The organism is Ornithinimicrobium pulveris (genome assembly GCF_050261105.1).
Classification (GTDB): Bacteria; Actinomycetota; Actinomycetes; order Actinomycetales; family Dermatophilaceae; genus Ornithinicoccus.
In genome coordinates, this window is record NZ_CP189837.1 from 1,358,174 (window position 1) to 1,376,007 (window position 17,834).

Annotated in this window: 18 protein-coding genes and 1 riboswitch; of the genes, 8 read left to right on the forward strand and 10 right to left on the reverse strand. The window is 71.3% G+C overall.

What is annotated here, in order from left to right:
* Positions 1–201 precede the first annotated feature (201 nt).
* Positions 202–2,106, reverse strand: a complete 1,905-nt coding sequence (locus tag ACQBAT_RS06210) for a DUF5671 domain-containing protein (RefSeq protein WP_420746016.1) — start codon at positions 2,104–2,106, stop codon at positions 202–204.
* The gene (locus ACQBAT_RS06215; protein WP_420746015.1) at positions 2,106–2,561 is read right to left on the reverse strand and encodes a hypothetical protein; all 456 of its coding nucleotides are present in this window, start codon (positions 2,559–2,561) and stop codon (positions 2,106–2,108) included. Before ACQBAT_RS06215 ends, ACQBAT_RS06210 begins: the two co-directional genes overlap by 1 nt.
* A gap of 35 nt (positions 2,562–2,596) precedes the next feature.
* Between ACQBAT_RS06215 and ACQBAT_RS06220 the strand changes: the two genes are divergently transcribed.
* Complete coding sequence (locus ACQBAT_RS06220; RefSeq protein ID WP_420746014.1) at positions 2,597–3,508, forward strand: NAD(P)-dependent oxidoreductase; 912 nt, start codon at positions 2,597–2,599, stop codon at positions 3,506–3,508.
* A gap of 67 nt (positions 3,509–3,575) precedes the next feature.
* Here ACQBAT_RS06220 and ACQBAT_RS06225 read toward each other — a convergent pair whose 3' ends face one another.
* Positions 3,576–3,866: a WhiB family transcriptional regulator gene (locus tag ACQBAT_RS06225; RefSeq protein ID WP_420746013.1), complete on the reverse strand. Its 291-nt coding sequence runs from the start codon at positions 3,864–3,866 to the stop codon at positions 3,576–3,578.
* A 146-nt stretch (positions 3,867–4,012) separates the two neighbouring features.
* On the opposite strand from ACQBAT_RS06225, the gene ACQBAT_RS06230 reads away from it, so the two are divergent.
* Genes ACQBAT_RS06230 through ACQBAT_RS06240 form a run of 3 tightly spaced genes read left to right on the forward strand, consistent with a single transcriptional unit; the run spans position 4,013 to position 6,678 of the window.
* A complete protein-coding gene (locus tag ACQBAT_RS06230; RefSeq protein WP_420746012.1) occupies positions 4,013–4,585 on the forward strand; it encodes a SixA phosphatase family protein in 573 nt (190 codons plus the stop codon).
* A gap of 49 nt (positions 4,586–4,634) precedes the next feature.
* Entirely contained in the window at positions 4,635–5,207 is a 573-nt protein-coding gene (locus ACQBAT_RS06235) for a hypothetical protein (RefSeq protein ID WP_420746011.1), read from the forward strand.
* 25 nt (positions 5,208–5,232) lie between these two features.
* A complete protein-coding gene (locus tag ACQBAT_RS06240) occupies positions 5,233–6,678 on the forward strand; it encodes an aldehyde dehydrogenase family protein (RefSeq protein ID WP_420746010.1) in 1,446 nt (481 codons plus the stop codon).
* 60 nt (positions 6,679–6,738) lie between these two features.
* Here ACQBAT_RS06240 and ACQBAT_RS06245 read toward each other — a convergent pair whose 3' ends face one another.
* Positions 6,739–7,296 (reverse strand): hypothetical protein, encoded by a 558-nt coding sequence (locus tag ACQBAT_RS06245; protein WP_420746009.1) that lies wholly within the window; start codon positions 7,294–7,296, stop codon positions 6,739–6,741.
* 261 nt (positions 7,297–7,557) lie between these two features.
* Here ACQBAT_RS06245 and manA point away from each other — a divergent pair, with 261 nt between their 5' ends.
* Complete coding sequence (gene manA / locus ACQBAT_RS06250; RefSeq protein ID WP_420746008.1) at positions 7,558–8,826, forward strand: mannose-6-phosphate isomerase, class I; 1,269 nt, start codon at positions 7,558–7,560, stop codon at positions 8,824–8,826.
* Here the strand turns inward: manA and ACQBAT_RS06255 are convergent.
* Positions 8,819–9,337 carry a cell wall-binding repeat-containing protein gene (locus tag ACQBAT_RS06255; protein WP_420746007.1) on the reverse strand — a complete coding sequence of 173 codons (519 nt, stop codon included), beginning with the start codon at positions 9,335–9,337 and terminating at the stop codon, positions 8,819–8,821. The genes manA and ACQBAT_RS06255 overlap by 8 nt on opposite strands.
* Positions 9,229–9,642 (reverse strand): cell wall-binding repeat-containing protein, encoded by a 414-nt coding sequence (locus ACQBAT_RS06260; RefSeq protein WP_420746006.1) that lies wholly within the window; start codon positions 9,640–9,642, stop codon positions 9,229–9,231. Before ACQBAT_RS06260 ends, ACQBAT_RS06255 begins: the two co-directional genes overlap by 109 nt.
* 65 nt (positions 9,643–9,707) lie before the next feature.
* Between ACQBAT_RS06260 and ACQBAT_RS06265 the strand changes: the two genes are divergently transcribed.
* Positions 9,708–9,878 carry a hypothetical protein gene (locus tag ACQBAT_RS06265; protein ID WP_420746005.1) on the forward strand — a complete coding sequence of 57 codons (171 nt, stop codon included), beginning with the start codon at positions 9,708–9,710 and terminating at the stop codon, positions 9,876–9,878.
* A gap of 400 nt (positions 9,879–10,278) precedes the next feature.
* Here ACQBAT_RS06265 and ACQBAT_RS06270 read toward each other — a convergent pair whose 3' ends face one another.
* Together ACQBAT_RS06270 and ACQBAT_RS06275 are read right to left on the reverse strand one after the other, a co-directional pair.
* On the reverse strand, positions 10,279–11,094 hold the full coding sequence (locus ACQBAT_RS06270; RefSeq protein ID WP_420746004.1) for a hypothetical protein: 816 nt from the start codon (positions 11,092–11,094) through the stop codon (positions 10,279–10,281).
* An 89-nt stretch (positions 11,095–11,183) separates the two neighbouring features.
* Positions 11,184–11,963: an enoyl-CoA hydratase/isomerase family protein gene (locus ACQBAT_RS06275; protein ID WP_420746003.1), complete on the reverse strand. Its 780-nt coding sequence runs from the start codon at positions 11,961–11,963 to the stop codon at positions 11,184–11,186.
* Between the two features lie 385 nt (positions 11,964–12,348).
* Positions 12,349–12,458, forward strand: a riboswitch (TPP riboswitch).
* On the opposite strand from ACQBAT_RS06275, the gene ACQBAT_RS06280 reads away from it, so the two are divergent.
* Both ACQBAT_RS06280 and ACQBAT_RS06285 read left to right on the forward strand, forming a co-directional pair.
* Positions 12,458–13,147: a TenA family protein gene (locus tag ACQBAT_RS06280; RefSeq protein WP_420746002.1), complete on the forward strand. Its 690-nt coding sequence runs from the start codon at positions 12,458–12,460 to the stop codon at positions 13,145–13,147. It overlaps the preceding riboswitch by 1 nt.
* Positions 13,148–13,480: 333 nt before the next feature.
* On the forward strand, positions 13,481–16,771 hold the full coding sequence (locus tag ACQBAT_RS06285; protein WP_420746001.1) for a TM0106 family RecB-like putative nuclease: 3,291 nt from the start codon (positions 13,481–13,483) through the stop codon (positions 16,769–16,771).
* Between the two features lie 4 nt (positions 16,772–16,775).
* Here ACQBAT_RS06285 and ACQBAT_RS06290 read toward each other — a convergent pair whose 3' ends face one another.
* Together ACQBAT_RS06290 and ACQBAT_RS06295 are read right to left on the reverse strand one after the other, a co-directional pair.
* Positions 16,776–17,336: a GNAT family N-acetyltransferase gene (locus ACQBAT_RS06290; RefSeq protein WP_420746000.1), complete on the reverse strand. Its 561-nt coding sequence runs from the start codon at positions 17,334–17,336 to the stop codon at positions 16,776–16,778.
* The gene (locus ACQBAT_RS06295; protein ID WP_420745999.1) at positions 17,333–17,788 is read right to left on the reverse strand and encodes a cytidine deaminase family protein; all 456 of its coding nucleotides are present in this window, start codon (positions 17,786–17,788) and stop codon (positions 17,333–17,335) included. The genes ACQBAT_RS06290 and ACQBAT_RS06295 overlap by 4 nt, the downstream gene beginning before the upstream one ends.
* Positions 17,789–17,834: the final 46 nt, after the last annotated feature.

Here is a 17,834-nt window from a genome sequence, read left to right on the forward strand (position 1 = left end):
TCCCGTATGCCGACGCTCACCTGCGCCTTTCCCTCGGCTGCTTTCGTTGTGCACGTTTCAGTGGATGGGCAGATGGGGTGGCTGGGGCCGCGGGGTAGGTGAGGTGTACGAGGCTGCGGGGGTAGATGGGCTGGCCGGCCTGAGGGGGCAGGTGGGGTGGCTAGGGCTGCCGGGCTAGCTGGGCTGGCTGGGGCTGAGGGGTCAGGTCAGCTGGACCGGGATGACGCGCAGGCCGTCTTCCTCGGCGAGGACGACGAGGTCGCCGGTGGGGTACTGGGCGAGGGCGGAGCGGACAGCCTCCTCGGTCCACGGCGTGGCTGCGCCGTCGGTGCGGGTGACGAGTTGTAGGTGGAGGTGCGGGTCGGCGCGCAGGGCTTCGACGCGCGAGTCCGTGGCGGCTGCTTGGGCGACGAGGACGACATGGCGCGGGGTGGTCGGTCTGGCTGCCGTCGCGGCCGCTGAACCCCCAGCCGCGGCAGTCACGGCCGCCAAACTCTCGGCCGCTGAACTCCCGGCCGCTGAACTCGTCCCCGCCGAGGTGACCCCTGCCTCGCCGGCGGCCAGGTCCTGGTCCCGGTGGCCCTCAGCGACCGCAGACTCAGCCTCGACCTTCTCGGCCGTCGCGCGATCCTCGCGGAAGACCGTCCAGTGATAGGCCGACAGCAGTGAGGTCGTCACCAGGATGCCGAGCGGGAAACGGATCCGGCGCATGGTCTCGGCGTCCACGCCGCCGTCCAGCACGCTCTGCAGGATCTGGTAGACGAGCGTCATCAGCGCGATGACCGCCGCGACGAAGGCCAGGCCGAAGAGCAGCAGGAGATAGGCCCGGCGGGTGGGGGAGGCGACCTCGCCGGTGGGGTCGAGGCGACGCGCGTGCTGAGCATGCCGCCAGTGCCACCACCACACCGGCACCCCGACGGCCAGCAGCACCAGGCACCCGAGCAGGGCGTTGATCGCCGACGGCCCGACGAGCAGGTCTGCGCCACCTGCCACGGCTTCGACGATCGTGACCATCACCATCACCAGCCCGGCGCTGGCGGCGATCAGCCCGACCGCGGCGAGCAGATGGCGATAGACCCGGTTGACCTCGGTCCGCTCGCGCAGCCCCTTGGGCCGCCCAGCGAGCAGGGTGCGGTGATACCACCAGACCAGCAAGCCCGCGATCACCGTTCCGAGCTGGGTCGGCAAGGGATGCAGGTGCACGGCCGGGTCGGTCTGGGTGGGCTCACCCACGAGGAGGACGAGCACGCCATACAGGGCCAGGGACCCGGCGATCACGGCGGCGAGCAGCCCGCCGCCCACGCCGAAGAGCAGCACCAGCGCGTGCCACCCTGTGTCCCGCTCGCTCGTCGCAACCCGCGCCAGCCAGTAGAGCGACCAGATGACCACACCGATCCCGAGCACGATGGCGCCGTCCAGGATGAGCGGCACCGTCCGCGGGACCAGCGTCGGCAGCGTGAGTCCCAGCAACTCGCGCAGGGTGGCCGAGAGCACCAGGATCAAGCCGACCGTGGCAGTGATCAGACCACCCAACGACCCGATCAAGTGCAGCGGCCGCAGCAGATCGGCAGGGGTGCGGCGGGGGCCATAGATGTGGTGCAGCGCCGACGCCGTCGACCACACCACGGGGATGGCGAGCGCGCTGCCGTCGAAGGCCTGCGTCCGCGAGATCAGGACCGAGAGCGCTTGATACCACCCGACCGAGGCGACGGCCAGGGTGACCAGGCCGACGGCGGTGAGATACCAAGACCAGCCGGCGGTCGTGGCCTCCTCGGGATCGCGCCGCTGCTGGCGCAGCGTCCACCACGCCAGCGCCAACCACAGCGGCAGCGCCACCACCGTGAAGGTGAGCATCAGCGCCAGGTCAGGGCCCCCGTCGAAGCGCTCCGTGGGGTCCACGGCCCGGCCGACGAGGCCGCTCACCCCACCGAGGGCGGCAAAAAGCAGACCGGCGAGCAGGAGGTACTGGAAGAAGCGGCGGATCCGCGGCCCGGCGGTCTGCGGCGAGTGGTGCACCGGCTGGGCCGGACGGTGGACGCGCATGACCGCCTGCACCACGACCGCTCCGACGATGAGGGCCAGGATGAGCAGGATCCCGATCGCCATCACCGGTTCACCTGCTCGCAGTTGTAGTAGATCGGCCAGGGTTCACCGGTGATCACCCACCGGCCATCGACCCGCTCCAGGTCGATGGTCTGCCGGTCGCCGGAGGGCGCGCTGCCGATCATCCCCGTGTCCTGGTTGACGATCTCGATGTCGACGCGGGCGTACTCACCGGTGATCCTGCTGTCCCGCAGGACAACCCGGGACCGCGAGTCCACCCAGTAGGTCAGCGTGTCCGGGTTGCACTCGGTGTCCGGGCTGAGCTGGGCCACCACGGCCTCGTTGTCGTTGGCGAAGATCGCGCGGGCGTAGGCCTGCACGGTCGCCTCCGGGCTACCCTCGGGCGTCGACGGCGTCCGGGTCGAGGCGAGGATCCCGGCGATGACGGCGAGCAGCAGCAACCCGGACACGGCCAGGGCCAGGCGGGTGGTCGCCCGGCTCACGCGGGTATCTCCCATGGGGACACTCTCGCACCGTGCGGCATGATCCGGGCATGGACGACACGCGCACCGAGGTGGGATTCCTCGCCCTGGGCCCGATGGGGCTGCCGATGGCGACGGCGCTGGTGAGTGCGGGGCACCACGTGCACGCCTGGAACCGGACCGGCTCGGTCACCGAGGCCTTCGCGGCGCACCCCGCCGAGGGGGGTCGAGCGACCGCGCACCCCTCACCGGCGGCGGTGGCGAGGTCCGCGGACGTGGTCGTCTCGATGTTGCCGGAGCTGCGGCATACGGAGGAGGTGGTGGACGGGCCGGACGGGCTGCTGGCGGGGTGGGCGGAGCGCGGCGGTGCGCCGGTCCTGGTGGTGATGGGGACGGTGAGCCCGGTGGGGGTCGTCGAGCTGGGGGAGCGGCTGGCCGAGCACGGGGTCCGGGTGGTCGACGCGCCGGTCAGCGGTGGCCCGCAGGGCGCGTGGGAGCGGCGGCTGGCGATCATGGTCGGGGGTGCGGAGGAGGACGTCGCGCGGGTGCGGCCGCTGCTCGAGGCGATGGGGAGCACGGTGCGCCACCTCGGGCCGGCGGGCGCGGGGCAGCTCACCAAGGCCTGCAACCAGACGGTGGTCGCGGGCACGCTCGCGGCGCTCGGCGAGGCGGTCCGGTTGGCGCAGGCAGGCGGGCTGGACGTGGAAGCGGTGCTCGAGGTGCTCGGCGGTGGCCTCGCGGGGTCGGAAGCCTTGCGGCAGAAAGGACCTCGCTACATCTCCGGCGACTTCTCCGGAGGCGGGGCGTGCCGCAACCAGCTCAAGGATCTCGACCTCATCCTCGAGGCCGGATCCCGGTATGGCGTGTCCCAGCCGGTCTCCCGCCTCACCCGGGAGCTCTACGGGCGGATGGTCGAGCGCGGGGAGGGCGAGCTCGACCACGCGGCGGTGCTGCGGGCGCTGGAGGAGGACGCGCTGGGGTAGTTCCTCACGCACGAGGGCCTGCGCCGGAGAGGAGGGCGGAAAGCTGGGGACTGGCGGAGCGGGTGGCTCAGGCGGGGTCGCTGAGCGCGTTGTCCTGCTCGGCCCAGATGTCTTCGCGCATCCGCTCGGTCAGGCCACCCCAGACCCCATAGGGCTCGCGGACGGTCAGGGCGTGTTCGCGACACTGCACCAACACCGGGCACTGCTCGCACATCGCGATGGCGCGTTCATCTCGCCAACGACGTGACGGACCCCGCTCTCCCTCAGGATGGAAGAACATCTCGGGGTTGGACTCGCGGCACAGGCCCTCGTGCTGCCACTCCCACAGAGAGGCGACGGGGACAGGCTCGGCGCTCATGAAGCTCCTGACGTGGGACGACGTAGTTGAACCTTGACCCCACCCTGACGTGCGCGGAAGGAGGAAACTACCCCCCAAGGGGTGATCTGGCTGAGGGTTCGCTGAGCGCGGAACGTCGCCGTGTCGCTGGCGCTAGCGTGGTGGGCATGTTCCCCGACCCTCTCAACGCAGAGCCGATGACCCCCGTTGAGCCAGAAGGGACCTCGCGAGATGGGGGTGCGGAGGGGCGCCTGAAGACCCTGATCCTGATGCGGCACGCCAAGTCCGACTGGTCGGTACCGGTCGATGATCGGCGGCGACCGCTGAACGAGCGCGGTCGACGACAGGCCGCGGAGGCGGGGCGCTGGCTGCGCACCTTCCTCGACGCCCGAGGCGAGCCGCTCGAGCTGGCCGTGGTCTCCCCGGCCGTGCGAGCGGCATATGCCTGGGACCTGGCCGCCGCCGAGTTGGACGAGGCGCCGCCGGTGCGGCGGGAGGAGCTGGCCTACACCTTCGACGGCGACGACCTGCACGAGGTCGTGCGCGGGCTGCCCGGCGATGTGGACACGGTCGTGCTCGTCGGGCACAACCCGGCCTGCGAGGAGCTGCTCGACCGGCTGCTCGAGGACGGCGCGGGTGAGATCACGCCGCAGATGAAGACGTCCGCGCTGGCCGTCATCGAGCTCGCGGACTGGACGTCGCGAGGACGACTGGTGGCGCACGGGCGGCCGCCGAACTGAGCCTTCTTTCACCTGGAACCGATCCGCCGGCGGGCTAGTCTCAGTCGCCATGACTGGTAATTCGGGGAGCAGGGGTGTCCAGGCTGTGCTGATCGCGGCGCTGGTGGCACTGTCGACGACGATGACCGCCTGCGGCAGTGATCGCACCGACCGGGGCGGCGACACGGAGGAGGGGACGGCGGCGAACGGGGCGGCGCCCGCGGACGTCCAGCAGGTGGAAGCGCGCTCCGGCGCGTTCACGATCACCCTGCCGACGGCATACGAGGACTTCGGGATCTCCGACCAGCCCGAGGTGATCGAGATCGGCCAGGTGCACGCGGATAAGGACCTCGACCAGGTGATCCTCTCGCGCTATGACGGAGGCGAGACCGCGATCGATGAGGGGATCTACGCGGTGACCGGGCAGGTGGCGTCCTTCGGGCTGGACTGCGAGACCCACGAGGACTGGCACGGTGCCGCGATGGCGTGGCAGTGCACGGGGGAGTATGAGGGGACGAAGTTCGAGAAGCTCTTCGCGGCGGTGTCGGGACCGGGGCAGAGCGTGCTGCTGCTGGTGCAGGGCAGCCCGGACGAGGCGGCCCTGCTGGCCCGGCAGATCATCGGAAGCCTCGACTGGTCCTAGCGCCCGCTCCTGCGAGGATGGTGACATGAGCGCTAAGAGCACGGCAGCCACCACCTGGTCGTTCATCGACGGAGCCAGCGTCGAGAGTGCGCAGACCTTCGAGAACATCGACCCCGCCACCGGCGAGAGCCTGGGTGGGATCGGTCGCGCGGGTGAGGACGAGGTCGACCGGGCGGTCACCGCCGGGCGCGAGGCGCAGCCCGCCTGGGCCGCCACGCTGCCGGCCGACCGGGCCGAGGTGCTGCTGCGGATCGCCGGGCTGATCGAGCGCGATGCCGAGGAGCTGGCGCGGCTGGAGTCCGAGGACACCGGCAAGCCGATCGGCCAGGCGCGCACCGATGTGAGCGTGGCGGCGCGCTACTTCCGCTTCTACGGGCACGCGATCGAGAGCTACTACGGGCTGCAGATCCCGCTCGCGACAGACCTGCACGTCTATACGCGGCGCGAGCCGTTCGGGGTGGTCGGCTCGATCGTGGCGTGGAACTACCCGCTGCAGCTGCTCTCGCGCGCCGTCGCCGCGGCGGTGGTGACCGGGAACGCGATCGTCATCAAGCCCGCCGACGAGACGCCGCGCACGGCGGTGCACGTGGCCCGGCTCGCGATCGAGGCCGGGCTGCCGGCGGGGATCTTCAATGTGGTGACCGGGATCGGGGCCGAGGCCGGGGCGGCGCTGACCGCGCACCCGGAGGTGGCGCTGATCTCTTTCGTGGGGTCGACAGAGATCGGCTCGCGGGTGGCGCACGCCGCGGCTGACCGGGTGGTGCCGACCGTGCTGGAACTGGGCGGAAAGTCGGCGCAGATCGTCTTCGCCGATGCCGACCTGGACGTGGCGTCGGAGTTCGCGGCCAAGGCGATCCTGCAGAACGCCGGGCAGACCTGCTCGGCCGGGTCGCGGCTCCTCGCGCACTCCTCCATCCGGGAGGAGCTGGTGGCCAAGATCGTCGAGCGCTTCGAGGCGGTGCGGATCGGGCCGGGCAAGGACGACCCCGACCTGGGCCCGCTCGTCTCCCGCAAGCAGCAGGAACGGGTGGCCGGCTTCGTCGAGGAGGACCACGGCGGTGAGGTCATCATCGGCGGCAGCGCGCCCGATGACGAGCGCCTCGCCGGTGGCTCCTTCTACGCCCCGACCCTGATCGACGGGGTCTCGCCGACCGCGCGGATCGCCCAGGAGGAGGTCTTCGGCCCGGTCCTGGTGACGATGCCCTTCGAGGATGAGGAGGAGGCGGTCGCGCTGGCCAATGCCACCGACTACGCGCTGCTCGGTGCGGTCTGGACGCGCGATCTGGGCCGGGCGCATCGGATGGCGGCCGCGGTCCAGGCCGGGCAGGTCTTCGTCAACACCTTCGGCGCCGGTGGTGGGGTGGAGTTGCCCTTCGGCGGGTGGAAGAAGTCGGGTTATGGCCGTGAGAAGGGCTATGAGGCGCTGGATGCCTTCACGCAGACCAAGACCGTGATCATGAAGCTGTCCTGACGCAGGCCAGCGCCGAGCGATGCTGGCGCCGGCGCGACCCATCTACGCGGGGCGCTCCACCTACGACGCGGCGCGCTCAGCGCCGGGGCCAGGGCCGTGCAGCTCCCCGTATGCCCGTGGCAGCGAGGAGCGCAGGCCCGTGATCGTGCGGGCCACGTCATCCCAGGCGATCGGGCCCGTGCCCGTGCCGGCCCGCCCCTGCGGGTCGTGGTCCCGGACGCGCGCCAGCGCCACCTCGAGCTGGGCAAGCACCTCCAGCGCTTCCTCCTCGGTGTCGGGGAAGCTCGGCATCTCGACCGGGTTGGTGTTCTCCGCCCCATAGTCCTCAGCCAGCTCGGCCATCAGGTCTTGGGCCATAGACGCACACTCCGCGGTGTGCCGGACCCAGCGCTCGTGCAGCTGCAGCTCGTGGGTGGCCTCGATCACTGCCGCCCGCAGCGGGATCGAGGGTTCGAGCGTGAAGACGGCCGTTTGGGCTCGGTCCTGCGCGTGGCGCAGGTGCACCTCGGCATAGCTATGCGCGGTCCTGGCCTGCGCCGCGAGGGGTCTGGCCACGCTGACCTCGAGCTGGGCCAGCTCCCGGCGCTCGTTCCGGGTCAGTCGATAATTGGACGCCATCGGCCCGCTCCATCTCCCGCGCGCCGGTCGGGGCGGTCCGGCGCTCCTTCCCCTCCAGTGTCCCGAGAAAGCCCCCACAAAGCGTCCCCCCACGGGATGACTGCCCGCCCGCAGCGGAGTGATCCCACTGTGCCACCGCCACGTTGCCACCGCTGCGGTCCAGCCCGCCGTGCGCATCGCGCGAGGTGCCCGCGTCGCCGCAGGTGGGCGTGGGCAGGCGGACCGATGCGCACGTCCGCGTGCACGGGAGGCCTCACTACGATGACGACGCACACTGCTGGAGCGAGCGAGAGCGCGGAGATGGATCTGCTGACGACCGAGGTCAAGGGTTATGCCTGGGGCGACCGCGCGCGCCTGCACGCCTTCGCCGATCTCCCGGGCGCGGGCAGCCCGGCCGCTGAGCTCTGGGTCGGCACCCACCCGGACGGCGCGTCCCAGCTGCCCGACGGGCGCTCCTTGCGCGAGGAGGTCGAGCTGCCCTATCTGCTCAAGTTGCTCGCCGCCGCCGAACCGCTCTCCCTCCAGGTCCACCCCGACCGCGACCAGGCGCGGCGCGGGTTCGCCCGCGAGGAGGCGGACGGCCCGGCCCGCGAGGCCCCCGACCGCAACTTCAAGGACGACCGGCACAAGCCCGAGCTCTTCGTCGCGCTCGACGACAGCCTGCTGCTCGCGGGTTTTCGTCCGGTGCCGGAGGCGGTCGCGCTCCTGGAGGACATCGGTGGACCTACCGCGTCCCGTATGGCGTCCGCCCTCACCTCGGGCGGAGCCCCCGCCCTGGCCGAGCTCTTCGGGCAGCTGTTGCAGGGCCGGCCGGAGGGCGCGGAGGACCTCGCGGTGCGCTTGACGGAGCGGGCTGCCGCCGGGGGATCAGCGATGGCCGGGTCGGGACAACCGGGCGCGGCGTCGGATCCTGCGCGCGCGTCCTCCTGGGCCGCGAGCGTGGAGGTGGCGGCCGATCTCTACCGTCGCTATCCCGACGACCAGAGCTGGCTGATCTCGTTGTTGCTCAACCTGGTGGCCCTGCGTCCGGGGGAGGCGATCTTCGTGGAGGCCGGGGTGCTGCACGCCCACCTGCGCGGCTTCGGGATCGAGATCATGGCGGCCTCGGACAATGTGCTGCGTGCCGGCATGACCGGCAAGCACATGGACCGCGACCTCGTCCGTGAGTGCACCGTGGTGCGCCCCGCCCTGCCCGAGCTGGTGTCGATGGCGCAGGTGTCCCGAGGCGTTCGGTTGGTGGAGTGCGGCGCAGAGGAGTTCGCCCTGCTGGTGGTGGATGCCCCGGCGGGTCACGAGGTCGGGCACGAGGATGAGGTGGGTGACACGGCATACGGGATCGAGGTGCCGGCCGCAGGCCCGCGGTTGGTGCTGACCATCGAAGGTGAGGTCACGGTGCACGCCGGTGGGCAGGACCAGGTGCTGCCGCGCGGGCGTGCGGTCTACGTGCCCGCGAGCGAGGGCGAGCTGCGGCTGACCGGGCCAGGACAGGCGGTCGTGGCGGCTGTCCCGGCCGAGGTGGGGACTACCTGAGGGCCGCCTTGATCGCGGCGGCGACCGTCTCGTTGACCGCGCCGGTGCCGCCCGCGATGATCGCCCGCGGGGTGGGCAGCCGCCGGATCTCGGTGCCGATCGGGCCCGGGAGCGAGCCGGTGTCGGTGAGCAGCAGCGGAGCCTTGCGAGCACCGGCGACCGCGGCGATGGTCAGCGCGTCCGGATAGGCGCGACCGGAGGCGACGAAGACCTCGGGACGGCTGCTCGGGAAGGCGCCCGAGGCCGAGACCGCGGCCGAGGTGGCGAACCGGTTGGTGCCCGAGAGCCGCTTCTGGCTCGCCCCATGGGTGGCCGCCATGATCGCCTGCGCCGAGACCTCCGGGACCGCCCCGGTGCCGCCGACGAAGGTGACCGACGACGGGTTGAGCCGGGTGACCTCGGTCAGCACCGAGGAGTTGACGCGATCGCCGTTGACCGGGAGCAGGACGCACCCGTTCGCGCCCGCAGCCGGCGCCACCGACAAGGCGTCGGGGAAGGCGAGCCCGGACACGACATACGGGCACGGGCACCCGAGGGGAAGCCGCGCTGGGACACCGCGACCGCCGTCTCCCACCGGTTGCTGCCCGACCACCGCTCGGTGACGATCCCCATCGCGGCGAGCTGGTCGGCGACCGTGCTGGAGACCGCGCCCTGGCCGCCCAGGATGATCACCCGGGTGGTGCCGAGCGTGGTGAGCGCGCTGCGGGTGGCCGACGACAGACCGGTGGTCGCGGTGAGCAGGACCGGCATCGCGCGGGCGCCGGCGACCGGGGCTCCGACGAGCGCGTCCGGGAAGTCGCGACCGGAGGCGAGCATCACCGTGGGGGGCGCCGTTCGGGTAGGCCTTGGTCGCGATCGTCGCGGAGGTGAGATAACGGTCCGTGCCCGACCAACGGACGACGCTGGTGGCGCGGGTGCCGCCGGAGATGACCACGGTGGCGGAGTTCGTGGTCTGCGCGGTGACGGTGATCGAGGTGGCGGGGGAGGCGCCCTGGACGTTCCAGGTGGTGCCGACCGGGAGGGTGACCGGGGCGTCGGAGGTGAGCCGGTAGTAGCTGTCGGAACTGGCCGGATAGGTGTAGACCTCGTCGGCCGCCTGCAGGTCCACGGTGCTGAGCTCGCGATCCGGACGCCGGTCCGCGGCCGAGTCGGTGAGGCGCACGATCACGCCGGCCCCCGGGCCGGGCGGTCTGGTCGGGTCCTCGTTGGCGAACGAGGTGATCCAGCTGTCGGCGCGGGTGGGGGTGCGGTACTCGAGGTGCAGGGTGCGGGTGGAGGTGATCGGCACCTCGAGGCCGCGGACGCCGCTGCTGCTGGACAGTGGGCGCAGGGTGTGGGTGCCGGCGCCGACGCGGGGGACCGCGGCGGAGGTCATCGTGCCGAGGCGGCGCTGGTGGTAGGCCGCGAGCTCGCCCGGGATGCCGGTGGAGATGTCGGTCATCGGGGCGGACATCATGTCGTAGACGTCCTCGTAGGTCCGGTTGGTGCAGCGCCCTGGTTGACGGTGGCCATCCCGGCGAAGGGGCAGCCGATGTCTGCGGTGTAGAAGACGATGTGGTTGGTCTCGCCCGTGGGCAGGGTGCCGGCGACCTGGGCGGGCAGGGTCTGGCCGAAGACCTGGGTGTAGAGGCTGTTGCAGTCGCTGGCGTTGACCTTGAGCCAGGGGCGGACCTGGTGCTCGACGAGGGAGATCTGGCCGTTGGTGGTGGTGCTCAGGTAGGTGCTCGTGTCCGCGATCAGCCGCCGGAACTGGGTGGTCGTCGGGGTGCTCGGGGGCGTGGCGCCGATGTAGATCGGGGCGATGAGGACGCGGTGGGCGCCGAGTTGGCTCGTGGGGGCGGGGGTGGCCAGGATCTGGACGTCGGTGAGGGTGAGATCGCCGGTGTCCGCGCGGTCGAAGGCCTGCTCGGTGGTGAGGGTGGCGGCGCCGGCGATGGTCGCGCGGACCTGCTCGCCGCCCTCGAGGTCGCTGGCCAGGGCGTCCGGGACCGCGACCGAGGCGTCGCCGCTGACGATGCGGACGTCATCCTGCGTCTGGGAGCCCTCGACATCGTCGGTGACGATGCGGACGACGGTGCCGGTGAAGGTGCCGGTGAAGGTGCCGGGTGGGGAGGCGTCGGGGGTGGTGGCGGTGGTGTCGGCGCTTCTGGCGCTGCTGGCGCTGTCGGCGCTGTCGGCGGGTGCTCCGGTGCCGACTGCGGCGTTGGTCAGGAGCAGGCCGAGGATGGCGATCAGGGTCGTGAGCGCACGCCAGAGCCGGGTCTGCATGGGGGTCCTCCTGCTCCGCACTACCGGCCGTCCACCACGGTCGGTGGCGCCATGCTAGGGGTGCGGGGAGGTTTTGTGGTGCGGCGCGCTCAGGTCGGTCTGAACGCGGCCAGCATCGGTTGCGCGGCACGGGCGACGGCGGCGGGGAGGTCGTCGAGTCCGGCGGCGTAGCGGGGCTGGTCCCCGAATGTCCCGGTATGCCGTGTGACCCCGGCGTCAACGCTGTCTCGGTCGTCCTGCGCTGGCTGGGTGGCGAGGTCTGGACGCTGCTCGTCGAAGAGGCCCAGTCGGCAGGCCTCGTCGGTGAGGACGACGTGCCGGCCGTCGACCAGACGCTCGGCCTCGGCGTCGCCGACGAGCTGGTGCAGACGCCAGCGGGTGAAGTCGTCCAGCTGCATCCCGTGGTGGCCGAACGGGAAGACCAGCGTCGGCTCGCCGATCGCGATCCGTCGGTCACAGGCGGCCATGATCTCCACGCCCCCGCCCGCGGCCCCGCCGTCGACCACGGCGATGACCTCGCGCGGGACCAGGTGAATGGTCAGCAGCGCCTCAACGACCGTGTGCACGAACTCCTCGGCGCGCTCAGGGGCGCTACGGGCCCAGCCCAAGCTGCCCAGATCGGCCCCGGAGCAGAAGTATCCCCCTGCACCTGCGACATACAGGGGCGCGGTGGTGGTCGCGCCGGCGGTGCGCACGGTCTCGGCGAGCGCTCGCCAGAGTGGGACCGTGAGCGCGTTGCGGCGGGCGGGCCGGTCGAGGAGCACGGTCTCGCCCAGCTCGGTCGTGATGAGCCGGACCGACCCGCCGGGGTCGAGGGCGCTGGGAGACTCTGCGTTGGGGGAGGGGGGAGAGGCGGCAGCGTCGGTCACCACTCCATCCTCCCCGACCGAACGCGCTGCAGGTCCGTCAGGAGGGCCACCGAACGCGCAGCAGGTCCGTCAGGAGGGCCACCGAACGCGCAGCAGGTCCGCCAGGAGGGCCACCGAACGCGCAGCAGGTCCGTCAGGAGGGCCACCGGACGCGCAGCAGGTCCGTCAGGAGGGCCACCGAACGCGCTCACCCCCGACAGCCAAACGTGCACAACGGGAGGGGCACGGATAAAACCGCAGGTCAGTGCTGGGCCTCCTCTCGTTGCGCATGTGTGAAATCCCGGCCCAGCGCGGACTCGCGGCTTGACGCGGAGGTGAGGAACGGCATACAGGGACAGGGGGTGGGGGGCGCGCGGAGGGGGCTCTGGCTGCTCGGCTACGGTGGCCGTACCCACGCGGGAGCCCGGGGCACCGGGCTGAGATCGGGCTGAGGCCGCCCGGACCGCTCGAACCTGTCCGGATCATGCCGGCGTAGGAAGTGAGGAGCTTCTGCGATGACGTCCACCACCACGTCCACCACCACCCCCAGCACCGATGGTTTCAGCGCGCGCCTGCAAGCGGCCAACGAGGAGACGTGGCGGGCGGCGGTCCAGCACCGTTTCGTCGACGAACTGCTTGAGGGGAGCGTGCCGGATGACGTGCTGCGGCACTACCTGGTGCAGGACTACCAGTTCTTCGACGCCTTCGTCGCGATGATCGGCCAGGCGATCGCGTCGGCGCCCGACCTGCCGGCGCGCCTCCCGCTCGCCCGCCAGCTGGGGATGCTGGCCGCGGACGAGGACGGCTATTTCGAGCAGTCCTTCGACACCCTCGACGTGCCCGAGGGGGACCGGATCTCGCCCGAGCTCAGCCCGGCGACGGTCGCCTTCGATCGCGTCATGCGCGATGCGATCCAGACCCGGTCGTATGCCGCGGTGCTGGCTGTGCTGACCGTTGCCGAGTGGCTCTATCTGGACTGGGCGACGCGGCCCGAGGCTGAGCAGGCGTCGACCCGGCCCGAGCACCTGGGCTGGGTGGACCTGCACCGCGGCGAGGCGTATGAGACCTGGACGCTGTGGCTTCGGGGCCAGTTGGATGCGCACGAGCCGACTGATCCGGCCGAGAAGGCGCAGGTCGAGGAGCTCTTCGCCCGTGCGGTCGCGTGCGAGGTTGCCTTTTTCGATGATGCGTATGCTGCGGTCTGAGCGGGTCGTCGCGCTGGCGCTAGAGTGACGCGTCTCGGCGGGCGGCCGCGCAGCCGGTAAGTCATCACTCCGGTCGTCCCGACAGGGTTCGAGAAGGGCTGCAAGTAGACCCGGGTGATGCGCCGTCCCGCCGAGTCCCGACGCTCTTGCGCGTTCGGTGGGCTCTTTTGCTGACCTGGCGGACGTTCGTTGGGGCTCAAAGCGGACATACAGGACGTTCGGTGGGGCTGGGGGCGGACACAACGGACGTTCGGTGGGGTGTTTTGCTGACCTGCTGCGCGTTCGGTGGGGAGTGGGGTGGGGTTGTCGGTGGTGCCGGGTAGCGTCGGAGACGTGTTCCTCCATGACGACCGGCTGGTGCTCAGCGCGGCGGATCTCACGAGGCACGTCGGGTGTCGGCATGCGACGACGCTTGAGCGCGAGGTCGCGCACGGCACCCGCGTCGCCCCGCAGGTCGACGACCCCTCGCTCGCGCTGGTCACCGGGCTGGGGCAGGCGCACGAGGACAGTTATCTGGAGTCCCTGCGCGCGGCCGGTCGCCAGGTCGTCGAGATCCCGCGCACCGGGTCGCTCGCCGACCGCGAGGCGCGCACCGTGTCCGCCATGCGCGCGGGCGCGGACGTGATCTACCAGGCGACGCTCTTCGACGGCGGCTGGCTGGGCTACGCCGACTTCCTCCTGCGCGCCGACCGGCCGAGCGCGCTCGGCCCGTGGAGCTATGACATCGCGGACACCAAGCTCGCCCGGCACCTCTCCGTGGCCGCACTGCTCCAGATGTCCGGGTATGCCGCGAGGCTGGCCGAGCTCCAGGGCGCACCTGTCATGCGGCTCACCGTGGTCGGCGGCGACGGCACCGAGCACCAGTTCAAGCCCTCCGACGTCGACTCCTACGCCGCCCGCCTGCGCGTGGATCTGCGGGACTTCCTGGACAGCGAGCAGCCCACCGAGCCGGTGCCGACCGCGGCGTGCGCGACCTGCCGCTGGTCCGAGCACTGCACCGCCGTCTGGGAGGAGAAGGACGACCTCTCCGGCGTGGCGGGCCTGCGCGGCGACCACCGCGCAGCCCTCATCGGCGCGGGCATCACCACCATCGCTCAACTCGCGAAAGCCACCGCCCAGCAGCTCGCCGGAGTGCTCTCCTCTCGCGTGCGCGACCGCATCCACGGCCAGGCCCAGCTCCAGGTGCAGGAGCGGGAGAGTGGGGAAACGACATACCGGATCCTGCCGCCGGAGGCGGGACGCGGACTGCAACTGCTCCCCGAGCCGGACGACGGCGATGTCTACCTCGACTTCGAGGGCGACCCGTTCGCGGACGGTGGCGCGGGGCGGGAGTACCTTGCTGGCATCTGGACGCGCGACGGCGAGTTCCTGGACTGGTGGGCGCACGACGCGGCCGAGGAGAAGCGGCTGACTGCTGACCTCCTCGAGTGGCTCATCGACCGCTGGCGGGAGCACCCGGGGATGCACATTTATCACTACGCGGCCTATGAGGTGACCGCGCTGAAGCGGATGACCGCCCAGCACGCGACCGCTGAGAGCGAGCTCGACCAGTTGCTGCGCGGCGAGCGCTTCGTCGACCTCTACCAGGTGGTGCGGCAGGGGCTGCGGCTGTCCAAGGGGAGCTACTCGATCAAGAAGGTCGAGGATTTCTACTGGCAGCAGACCCGGACCGCAGCCGAGGGCGAGGTGGCCGACGGGCTGGCCTCCGTCGTCGAGTACGAACGCTGGCTCGCCGACGGACGCACCGATGACGGTGTGCTGGAGGCGATCCGGCGCTACAACCGGGAGGACGTCCGGTCTACCCATGCGCTGCACGAGTGGCTGGAGGAGCGGCGGGATGAGCTCGCCGAGGAGCACCACGTGCAGCGCCCACAGCTCACGGAGATCACGGGGTCCCAGGACTCCGAGGCAATGGTCGCCGAGCAGCAGCTCGCCGCGCGCCTGGTGGACGGTGGCCGCGAGCTGCTCGCCGGACTGGTCGGCTGGCACCGGCGCGAGGACAAGCAGGCCTACTGGGACTACTTCCGCACCGAGACGATGAGCACCGAGGAGCTGCTGGAGGATTCCACTGCCATCGGCGGGGTCGGGGAGCCCGTTGAGGTCGGCGCGGTCAAGCGCTCGACCGTATGGCGCTACCCGTTCCCGCCGCAGGACGGCGTGCTGGGGCGCGTGGGGGAGCAGGTCGAGGACGCGCGGACGCACGAGAACGTCGGCAAGCTGCTGCGCCAGGACATGGAGGAGGGCTGGGTCGACGTTGCTCGCGGCACAGGGCGCGAACCGTTGCGGCCCGAGGGCTTGGTGCAGAAGCAGGTCGTCAACACCGGCCCTCTGCGGGAGGCGCTGATGGACCTGGGGGAGACGGCGCTCGCGGGCGGTGACGCGTTGGGCCTGCGCCTCATCGAGCGTCGCACGCCCGTGATCCCGGTGAGTCCGCACCTCGAGGCAGGTGAACTCATGCGCCAGGTCGGTATGTCGCTTCCCGGCTCCGGCGCCATCCTCGCCGTGCAGGGTCCGCCGGGGGCGGGGAAGTCCTACAACGGTGCCCTGCTGATCCGGCGGCTGCTCGATGCCGGGTGGAAGGTCGGCGTCACGGCGCAGTCGCACCGGGTGATCGGCGACCTGATGGACGCGGTCGGTCGGTCTGGCGTGCGCAGGGTCCCCAAGGGCAAGGAGGCGTCCGACGATGCTGCGCTGGTGCGGGAGATCGGCGACAACAAGGACGTCGACGAGGCACTGGCCCAGGGAGCGACCTTCGTCGGCGGGACCGCCTGGTTGTGGGCGCGGCCCGAGATGAAGGGCGCGGTCGACGTGCTGGTCATCGACGAGGCGGGGCAGTTCTCGCTGGCCAACGCCGCGGCGGTGGCGCAGGGCGCCGAGGCGATGGTGCTGCTCGGAGACCCGCAGCAGCTGACCTCGCCGACCAACGCCCAGCATCCGTATGGCGCGGGCGTGTCAGCGCTGGAGCACCTGATCGGCGAGCACGACACGGTCGACCCGAGCGAGGGTGTCTTCCTCGACAAGACCTGGCGCATGCACCCGTCGGTGACCAGTTTCGTCTCTCAGCTCTCCTATGACGGCAGGCTGGAGTCGGCGCCGGTGACGCACGGGCAGCGCGTGGACGCGCTGGGGGCCCTGAGCCGGACCGGTCTGCGCTGGGTGCCGGTGGAGCACAGGGGCAATGCCGCGACCTCGCCCGAGGAGGCTGAGGTGGTGGCGGCGTTGGTCGCCGACCTCCTCGGGGGCACGTGGATCGATCAGGACGGCGTCACCCGGCCGATCCGCCCCGAGGACATCTTGGTGGTCGCGCCCTACAACGCCCACGTCGCAACCTTGCGGTCGATGCTGCCCGAGGACGTGCCGGTGGGCACGGTCGACAAGTTCCAGGGGCACGAGGGACCGGTGGTCATCTATTCGATGGCGTCCTCCAGCGCGGCTGACGCTCCTCGAGGCGTGCGCTTCCTCCTCGACATCCACCGGCTCAACGTGGCGATCTCGCGGGCCCGCGCCCTGGCCGTCATCGTCGGCTCGCCGGAGTTGACCCGCGCCCCGGTGAGCACGCCGACTGACCTTCGATCGGTCAACGCGCTGGCCCGCTTCGTGGAGCTGGCCAACGCTGATGTCTGAGCCCTCAGTCGCCGGCTCTGAGCGCCGCGAACAACTCCATGTCCACGCGCGTGCCACCGATTTCCTGGTGGCTCCGCAACAGGCCTTCGCGGGAGTAGCCAGCCTTCAGCGCTGTCCGGATTGAGGCGGCGTTCCACGGCTCGATGAACAGTTCGACGCGATGAATCTCGGGCAGGGTCCAGGCGAAGGTGGTCAGCGCGATCAGCGCTCGCCCACCCAGCCCGTGGCCCCGGAACTGCGGTGCGATCGAGTAGCCCGCCGACGCTCGGCCGTGCTCAACGCCGCCCAGCCAGAGGCCCGCACCGCCAACCGCCTCGTCTGACTCCTCGAGCGTCACGGCGAACGAGTACCCCGTGCCGGTCAGGAGTCGATCGTGCTGGCGCTGGATGTAGGCCAGTGCCTCATCCTCCGTCGCGCGTGCGGGCAGCGTCCCGATCAGCGGCACGTAGGGGTCGGTGGCCAGATCGCGCAGCATCGGCACATCGCGTGTCCGGTAGGGCCGCAGCCGCACGCCGTCCCAGGTCGGTGCCTCGTCCGGCAGCTCCAGCGGCGCAGCACTGCTCATGGCTCGTCGACGGGTTCGGCGTGCCAGCCGGCGTACGGCAACAACTCAGCCAGCGTCGTCGTGCGCCCGGGTCCCAGGATGATCGTCGCGTCGAGATTCTGCTGCGACAGCGTCCGGAGAAAGGCTCGACAACGCCCGCACGGCGGGATGACGTGCAGCACCCCATCGTCCGGGCTCCGCCACACTGCGACGACCCTCCTGACGGTCGGCCCGGTGGCCGCCACCAGCTGGCTCAGCGCGCTGATCTCGGCACACACCGAGAGATACCCGCCGATGCACGCACCGGTGAAGAGTTGCCCGTCCTCGGCCTCCACCGCAGCCCCGACATCAGCCACCCAGAATCCCGGGCCGAGTTCCTGCGGGTTCAGCGCCTCGGCGGCTCGGGCGATGAACTCGGCATCGGTGAGGGGTCGGTCGGCATCGGTGACCGGATCAACGTCGAGGTCGGACATGCGGTCAGTCTGCACTGTGCGTCGGCGATGAGCTTCTACAGCAGCC

What these genes read in the sequence shown, in the direction of transcription:
- ACQBAT_RS06280 (WP_420746002.1), top strand. Translation starts at nt 12,458, where the DNA reads ATGACGTCCACCACCACGTCCACCACCACCCCCAGCACCGATGGTTTC.
- manA (WP_420746008.1), top strand. Translation starts at nt 7,558, where the DNA reads ATGACGACGCACACTGCTGGAGCGAGCGAGAGCGCGGAGATGGATCTG.
- ACQBAT_RS06290 (WP_420746000.1), bottom strand. Translation starts at nt 17,336, where the DNA reads ATGAGCAGTGCTGCGCCGCTGGAGCTGCCGGACGAGGCACCGACCTGG.
- ACQBAT_RS06215 (WP_420746015.1), bottom strand. Translation starts at nt 2,561, where the DNA reads ATGGGAGATACCCGCGTGAGCCGGGCGACCACCCGCCTGGCCCTGGCC.
- ACQBAT_RS06225 (WP_420746013.1), bottom strand. Translation starts at nt 3,866, where the DNA reads ATGAGCGCCGAGCCTGTCCCCGTCGCCTCTCTGTGGGAGTGGCAGCAC.
- ACQBAT_RS06220 (WP_420746014.1), top strand. Translation starts at nt 2,597, where the DNA reads ATGGACGACACGCGCACCGAGGTGGGATTCCTCGCCCTGGGCCCGATG.
- ACQBAT_RS06235 (WP_420746011.1), top strand. Translation starts at nt 4,635, where the DNA reads ATGACTGGTAATTCGGGGAGCAGGGGTGTCCAGGCTGTGCTGATCGCG.
- ACQBAT_RS06245 (WP_420746009.1), bottom strand. Translation starts at nt 7,296, where the DNA reads ATGGCGTCCAATTATCGACTGACCCGGAACGAGCGCCGGGAGCTGGCC.
- ACQBAT_RS06230 (WP_420746012.1), top strand. Translation starts at nt 4,013, where the DNA reads ATGTTCCCCGACCCTCTCAACGCAGAGCCGATGACCCCCGTTGAGCCA.
- ACQBAT_RS06260 (WP_420746006.1), bottom strand. Translation starts at nt 9,642, where the DNA reads ATGCTCGCCTCCGGTCGCGACTTCCCGGACGCGCTCGTCGGAGCCCCG.
- ACQBAT_RS06240 (WP_420746010.1), top strand. Translation starts at nt 5,233, where the DNA reads ATGAGCGCTAAGAGCACGGCAGCCACCACCTGGTCGTTCATCGACGGA.
- ACQBAT_RS06295 (WP_420745999.1), bottom strand. Translation starts at nt 17,788, where the DNA reads ATGTCCGACCTCGACGTTGATCCGGTCACCGATGCCGACCGACCCCTC.
- ACQBAT_RS06270 (WP_420746004.1), bottom strand. Translation starts at nt 11,094, where the DNA reads ATGCAGACCCGGCTCTGGCGTGCGCTCACGACCCTGATCGCCATCCTC.
- ACQBAT_RS06210 (WP_420746016.1), bottom strand. Translation starts at nt 2,106, where the DNA reads ATGGCGATCGGGATCCTGCTCATCCTGGCCCTCATCGTCGGAGCGGTC.